7 protein-coding genes are annotated in these 7,011 nt (G+C 71.4%); all 7 read left to right on the forward strand.

All coding sequences use genetic code 11. From position 1 onward, the window contains the following. Positions 1 to 970 (forward strand): class I adenylate-forming enzyme family protein (locus VFF46_RS08175; protein WP_325036419.1); only part of this gene is annotated, 970 nt, incomplete at its 5' end. Between the two features lie 75 nt (positions 971 to 1,045). Further along, positions 1,046 to 1,282 (forward strand): glutaredoxin family protein, encoded by a 237-nt coding sequence (locus tag VFF46_RS08180; RefSeq protein ID WP_325036420.1) that lies wholly within the window; start codon positions 1,046 to 1,048, stop codon positions 1,280 to 1,282. Positions 1,283 to 1,382: 100 nt separating this feature from the next. Next, a complete protein-coding gene (locus VFF46_RS08185; RefSeq protein WP_325036421.1) occupies positions 1,383 to 2,138 on the forward strand; it encodes a redox-sensing transcriptional repressor Rex in 756 nt (251 codons plus the stop codon). Further along, complete coding sequence (locus VFF46_RS08190; protein ID WP_325036422.1) at positions 2,135 to 3,406, forward strand: glutamyl-tRNA reductase; 1,272 nt, start codon at positions 2,135 to 2,137, stop codon at positions 3,404 to 3,406. The genes VFF46_RS08185 and VFF46_RS08190 overlap by 4 nt, the downstream gene beginning before the upstream one ends. Next, positions 3,403 to 4,287, forward strand: a complete 885-nt coding sequence (gene hemC / locus VFF46_RS08195; protein ID WP_325036423.1) for a hydroxymethylbilane synthase — start codon at positions 3,403 to 3,405, stop codon at positions 4,285 to 4,287. The genes VFF46_RS08190 and hemC overlap by 4 nt, the downstream gene beginning before the upstream one ends. Next, positions 4,284 to 6,020: a uroporphyrinogen-III synthase gene (locus VFF46_RS08200; protein ID WP_325036424.1), complete on the forward strand. Its 1,737-nt coding sequence runs from the start codon at positions 4,284 to 4,286 to the stop codon at positions 6,018 to 6,020. The genes hemC and VFF46_RS08200 overlap by 4 nt, the downstream gene beginning before the upstream one ends. 1 nt (position 6,021) lies before the next feature. Then, positions 6,022 to 7,008 carry a porphobilinogen synthase gene (gene hemB, locus VFF46_RS08205; protein ID WP_325036425.1) on the forward strand — a complete coding sequence of 329 codons (987 nt, stop codon included), beginning with the start codon at positions 6,022 to 6,024 and terminating at the stop codon, positions 7,006 to 7,008. Positions 7,009 to 7,011 lie beyond the last annotated feature (3 nt).

The raw sequence follows: 7,011 nt of genomic DNA on the forward strand, positions 1-7,011 counted from the left end.
CACCCATCGGGCACTTTCGGCGAATGTGCAGAACCTCACCCAGCTCGGCGAGGACCGGATGGGCCCCGAGGACGTGGTGCTCGGGGTGCTGCCGATGTTCCACGCGTTCGGCCTGAACGCGGTCCTCGGCTGGGCGGTCGCGACCGGCGCCGCGCTGATCGTCGAGCGTCGGTTCGACCCCGAGCAGACCCTCGAGCTGATCGGCCGGTACGGCGTGACCCGGCTGCCGCTCGCCCCGCCGGCCCTGCACGCGCTGCTGTCCCGACCGGACCTGCGCGACGCGCTGCGGCCGGTGAAGGTGGTGCTGACCGGCGCGTCCACGCTGGACCGCGGGCTCGCGGACCGGTTCGAGCAGGCCGGCGGCCTGCACGTCCACCAGGGGTACGGGCTGACCGAGGCCTCCCCGGGGGTGACCACGACGCTCGGCGAGGCCGCCCCGAAGCCGGGCTCGGTCGGCCGCCCGCTGCCGAACGTCGAGCTCCGGATCGCCGACGAGCAGGGCGAGGACGTCGAGGGCGACGACCCGGGCGAGATCCTGATCCGCGGCGGCAACCTGTTCTCCGGCTACTGGCCGGACGGAGCCGACGGGCCGGACGCGGACGGCTGGTACCGGACCGGCGACGTCGGGTTCCTGGACGCCGACGGCGACCTGTTCCTGGTCGACCGGCTGCGCGAGCTGGTGATCGTGTCCGGCTTCAACGTGTTCCCCAGCGAGGTCGAGGACGTCCTGGTCGCCGCGCCGGGCGTCCGCGAGGCCGCGGTGATCGGCGTACCGTCCGAGGAGACCGGCGAGGCGGTGAAGGCGTTCGTGGTGCCGTTGCCGGACGCATCGGTCGACGTCGCAACGGTCCGCGAGTACGCCGAGGCGCGGCTGGCCCGGTTCAAGAGCCCGGTCGAGATCGAGGTGGTGGACCACCTGCCGCACTCGGTCACCGGCAAGGTCGCGAAGGGACGGTTGCGGGACCTGTGACCGAGCGAAGCGAGGGCACCAAACAGCACAGCGTACTCGTGCCTCATCGGCGCCCGGAGCGAAGCGAGGACGTCGATGAGTAAGGTGGTCATGTACGGGAAGCCCGGGTGTCACTTGTGTGACGACGCCCGGGAGGTGATCCGGGCGGTCTGTGCCGAGGCGGGCGTGGAGTGGTCCGAGGTCGACATCACGCAGGACGACCGGTTGTTCACGCAGTACGGCGAACAGATCCCGGTCACCTTCGTCGACGGCAAGCAGCACGACTTCTGGCGTGTGGACCCCGCCCGACTGCGAAAAGCGCTGATGAGGTAGGGCTCACTTCCACCGATTTTGTTCTCACGTTCACAAGCTCCTAGAGTAAGAGAGCCGCCGGCCGTCAGACCGCGGTGAACCAACCGCTCCCAGGAGAATTGTGACGCGTGCCAGCAGCCGTCGCCCCGGCCCGCCGACGAGAACCGAACGCGGCATCCCCGAGGCGACTGTCGCGCGCTTGCCGGTCTACCTGCGGGCCCTGACCGCGCTCTCCGACGGTGGCATCGCCACCGCGTCGAGCGAGGACCTGGCGACCGCCGCCGGCGTGAACTCGGCCAAGCTCCGCAAGGACCTCTCCTACCTGGGCTCGTACGGCACCCGCGGCGTCGGGTACGACGTCGAGTACCTGCGCTACCAGATCGCCCGCGAGATCGGCGTCACCCAGGACTGGGCGGTCGTCATCGTCGGGATCGGAAACCTCGGCCACGCGCTGGCGAACTACTCCGGCTTCGGCACCCGCGGCTTCCGGATCGTCGCGCTGCTGGACGCCGACCCGACCCTGATCGGCGAGCGGATCGGCGACATGGAGGTCCGCGACTTCGCCGAGCTCGAGGACATCGTGAAGGCCGACCGGGTCTCGATCGGCGTCATCACCACCCCGGCCGGCCCGGCGCAGGAGGTCTGCGACCGGCTGGTCGCGGCCGGCGTCACCAGCATCCTGAACTTCGCGCCCGTGGTGCTGTCCGTGCCCGACGGCGTCGACATCCGCAAGGTGGACCTCTCGATCGAGTTGCAGATCCTGGCGTACCACGAACAACGAAAGTCCGGAGAGGCGGCGCTCCCCCAGGTGCCCGAACTACCAGCGCTGAACGGTCTGACGGATTACCCCACGGTCGGGGGAGGGGTCGGCGCATGAGTTACCTCGTCGTCGGTATCAGTCACCGGTCCGCTGCCATCGACGTACTCGAGCGGGTGGCCCTGGACGCGGACGCCGCGACCAAGCTCACCCTCGCGGTCCGGAACTCGGCCGCCGTCGCCGAGTCCGCGGTCGTTGCCACCTGCAACCGCACCGAGGTGTACGCGACCGTCGACCGGTTCCACGCCGGGATGGACGAGGTCACCGCGATCCTGTCCGACGTCACCGGCGTACCGCTGCTGGACCTCGCCGAGCACCTCTACGTGCACTTCGAGGAGGGCGCGGTCGCGCACCTGTTCCAGGTCGCGGTCGGGCTGGACTCGATGATCGTCGGCGAGAGCCAGATCCTCGGCCAGCTCAAGGAGACGCTGCGGGCCGGCCAGGACAACGAGACCATCGGCACCGACCTGAACGCCCTGCTCCAGCACGCGTTGCGGGTCGGCAAGCGGGCCCGGACCGAGACCGGTATCGACTCCGCAGGGCGCTCGGTCGTGTCCGCGGGGCTCGAGGCGGTCGGTGGCTTCGAGGGCCGCCGCGCGCTGGTCGTCGGCGCCGGCTCGATGGCCTCGCTGGCCGCGCAGACGCTGCTGAACGGCGGCGCCCGGAGCGTGACCGTTGCCAACCGCAACTACGACCGCGCGGTCGCGCTCACCGACCGGATCGGCGGTACGGCGATCCGGCTGGCCGACGTACCCGAAGCCCTGAAGGACGCCGATCTGCTGGTGTCCTGCACCGGCGCCCGCGGAGTGGTGATCACCGAGGAGATGGTCCGCAACGCCGGCCGTCCGCTCGGCGTACTGGACGTCGCGCTGCCGCGGGACGTCGCGCCGGAGGCGGCCCGGATCCCCGGCGTCACGCTGATCACGCTGGCCGATCTCGTCGGTACGGCGGGCGGCAGCCAGGACGACATCGACGAGGTACGGCGGATCGTCGGCGAGGAGACCGGTGCGTTCGAGGCCACCCGGCGGGCCGCGTCGGTGGCGCCGACCGTGGTCGCGCTGCGGGCGATGGCCAGCTCGCTGGTCGACCAGGAACTGGCCCGGCTGGAGCGCCGGCTGCCGGGGCTGGACGAGCACGAACGGCACGAGGTCGAGCGGACCATCCACCGGGTCGTCGACAAGGTGCTGCACAACCCGACGGTCCGGGTGAAGGAGCTCGGCGGCGATCCGGGCGGCCCGACGTACGCCGACGCGCTCCGGCAACTGTTCGCACTCGACCAGGCCGCGGTCGACGCGGTCACCACGCCGAAGGGCGGTGAGCAGGCATGATCCGGCTCGGCACCCGCCGCTCCAAGCTGGCGACCGCACAGGCGCAGCTGGTCGCGGACGCGCTGCGGAACCTCGGTCACGAGGTCGAGCTGATCCCGATCTCCACCACCGGCGACGCCGACAAGGTGTCCCCGGTCGAGCAGATCGGCGGCACCGGCATCTACGTCAGCGCCCTCCGGGACGCGCTGCTGGCCGGCGAGATCGACATCGCCGTGCACTCGCTCAAGGATCTTCCGACCGCGCCCGTCGACGGTCTGGTGATCGGCGCCGTACCGGTCCGCGAGGACCCGCGGGACGTGCTCGTCGCCCGCGATGGGCTGACCCTCGGTGAGCTGCCGCGCGGCTCGGTGATCGGTACCGGTGCGCCGCGCCGGTCGGCACAGCTGGACGCACTCGGGCTGGGTATCGAGTGCACCGGGATCCGCGGCAACGTGGACACCCGGATCGGCCTGGTCGCCGACGGCAAGGTCGACGCGGTGGTGCTGGCCCGCGCCGGGCTGGCCCGGCTGGGGCGCCTCGGCGAGGTGACCGAGACGCTGGACCCGATCCAGATGCTGCCGTCGCCGGGACAAGGTGCGCTGGCGGTCGAGTGCCGCGCGGACGACACCGGCGTACTGGCCGCGCTGGCTCCGCTGGAGGACGCGGCCACCCGCGCGGCGGTGACGGCGGAGCGGCAGTTGCTGGCCACCCTGGAGGCCGGGTGCACGGCGCCGGTCGGGGCGCTGGCCGAGGTGGTCGAGGGTGAGGACGGCCCGGAGCTGTGGCTGCGCGGCGCGCTCGGCCAGGAGGACGGCGTACGGCGCCTGTCCGCGAACGGGCCGGTGGACGACCCGGAGGCGCTCGGCAGGGCGCTGGCGAACGAGTTGCTGGAGCGAACATGACACCGGCACAGGGCACGAGCACAGCCCACCAGAAGGCCCAGAAGACGGCCCACAGGACGAGCACGAAAACGACAAGGGCGAAGGCAGACGTGAGCGCGAAGACAGCCGCCACCGCGGCACCTCAGAAGGCCGCGACCAGTACCGTCAAGCAGACCAAACCGCTCGGCCATGTCACGTTCGTCGGGGTCGGTCCTGGTGACCCGGCGCTGCTGACGCTGGCCGGCCGGGACGTGCTCGCGAACGCCGACGCGGTGGTTGTCGAAGGCCCCGAACACGACCCGTTCCTGAGCTACTGCCGGGCGGGCGTCGAGGTCGTGGACGGCTCCGGCGCCGAGGGCAGCCGGGCGCTCCGGGTCGCGGCCCGGGCGCGGCTGGTGGTGAAGACCGCGAAGACCGCGGCGAACGTGGTGCGCCTGCTCAGCGGCGACCCGTTCACCTTCTCCAGCGGCGCCGAGGAGGCCGCGGCCTGCAAGAAGGCGGGGATCGCGTTCAACGTGGTCCCGGGGGTCAGCGAGCTGAGCGCGGTCCCGACGTACGCCGGCATCCCGCTGACGATGAAGAGCGACCGCGAGGTCACCGTCGTCGACCTGGCCGAGAACAAGCTCGACCTGACCCGGCTCCAGCCGAGGCAGACGCTCGTGCTGCTGAACGCTGTGGACGTTTTGAAGGAGACCGCCGCGGCCCTGGTCGAGGCCGGTTTCGACGCCGCCACCCCGGTCGCCGTGACCGTCGGCGGTACGACGACCTCGCAGACCAGCGTGGTCGGGACGCTCGAGACGATCGTCACCGACCTGCGCGCCTCGAAGGTCACCGGCGAGGCCGTGATCGTGGTCGGCGCGGTGGTCGAGCAGCGCGAGTCGCTGTCCTGGTTCGAGACCAAGCCGCTGTTCGGCTGGCGGATCCTGGTGCCGCGGACCAAGGACCAGGCCGGCCCGCTGATGGACCGGCTGCGGCGGTACGGCGCGATGCCGGAGGAGGTCCCGACGATCTCCGTCGAGCCGCCGCGGAACCCGCAGCAGATGGACAAGGCGATCCGCGGCCTGGTCGAGGGCCGCTACGAGTGGATCGCGTTCACCTCGGTGAACGCGGTGAAGGCGGTCCGGGAGAAGTTCGACGAGTACGGGCTGGACGCGCGGGCGTTCTCCGGGCTGAAGATCGCGGCGGTCGGCGACAAGACCGCCGAGGCGATCGCGGCCTGGGGCATCCGCCCGGACCTGGTGCCGTCGGGCGAGCAGTCCGCCGCCGGCCTGGTCGAGGACTGGCCGCCGTACGACGAGCTGCTGGACCCGATCAACCGCGTCTTCCTGCCGCGCGCGGACATCGCCACCGAGACACTGGTCGCGGGCCTGACCGATCTCGGCTGGGAGGTCGACGACGTGACGGCGTACCGGACCGTCCGGGCCGCCCCGCCGCCCGCGCCGACCCGCGAGGCGATCAAGTCCGGCAAGTTCGACGCGGTGGTGTTCACCTCGTCGTCCACGGTCCGGAACCTGGTCGGCATCGCCGGCAAGCCGCACGCGTCCACGGTGATCGCGGTGATCGGCCCGGCCACGCTGAAGACCGCCGAGGAGCACGGCCTGCGGGTCGACGCGATGGCCGAGACGCCGTCGGTCGAGGAGCTGGCCGACGCCCTGGCCCGGTTCGGTGCGGACCGGCGTGACACCATGGTGGAGGCCGGGGAGCCGGTCACCCGTCCGTCCGAGCGTCGCTCGGGTTCTCGTCGAAAGAGCTGATATGCCTGGTTTCCCGGAGGTCAGGCCGCGGCGGCTTCGGTCGTCGGCGGCGGTGCGCAGGCTGGTCGCGGAGACCACGCTCGAGCCGCGGCAGCTGATCCTGCCGATGTTCGTCCGGGAGGACGCCCGGGAGCCGATCGAGATCAGGTCGATGCCCGGCGTCGTGCAGCACACCCGGGACACGGCGCGGAAGGCGGTCGCCGAGGCCGCGTCCCTCGGCCTCGGCGGGGTGATGCTGTTCGGCGTACCTTCGGTCAAGGACGAGGTCGGGTCGGGCGCGCTGGATCCCGACGGCATCCTGAACGTCGCGATCCGGGACGCCGTCTCCGAGGTCGGTGACTCGCTGCTGGTGATGTCGGACCTGTGCCTGGACGAGTTCACGTCACACGGGCACTGCGGCGTACTCGACTCCTCCGGCCGGGTGGACAACGACGCCACCCTTGCGATCTATGCGGAGATGGGTGTCGCGCAGGCGGCCGCGGGCGCGCACGTCGTCGGCCCGTCCGGGATGATGGACGGCCAGGTCGGCGTCGTACGTTCCGCACTGGACAAGGCCGGTTTCGTCGACACGGTGATCCTCGCGTACGCCGTGAAGTACGCGTCGGCGTTCTTCGGCCCGTTCCGCGAGGCCGTCGACTCGTCCCTGACCGGCGACCGCAAGACGTACCAGCAGGACAACGCCAACTCCCGCGACGCCATCCGCGAGGTCGACCTCGACATCGCCGAGGGCGCCGACATCGTGATGGTGAAACCCGCCCTCGCCTACCTCGACATCATCCGCCAGGTCCGCGACCACGTGAACGTCCCGGTCGCCGCGTACAACATCTCCGGCGAATACGCGATGGTCGAAGCAGCCGCCGCCAACGGCTGGATCAACCGCGAAGCCGCCATCCTCGAAACCCTGACGGCCATCCGCCGCGCCGGCGCCGACACCATCCTCACCTACTGGGCCACCGAAACCGCCGCCCACCTCCTCAACCACCGCTGACCC

The organism is Kribbella sp., from assembly GCF_035655035.1.
In the GTDB taxonomy this organism is placed as follows: domain Bacteria; phylum Actinomycetota; class Actinomycetes; order Propionibacteriales; family Kribbellaceae; genus Kribbella.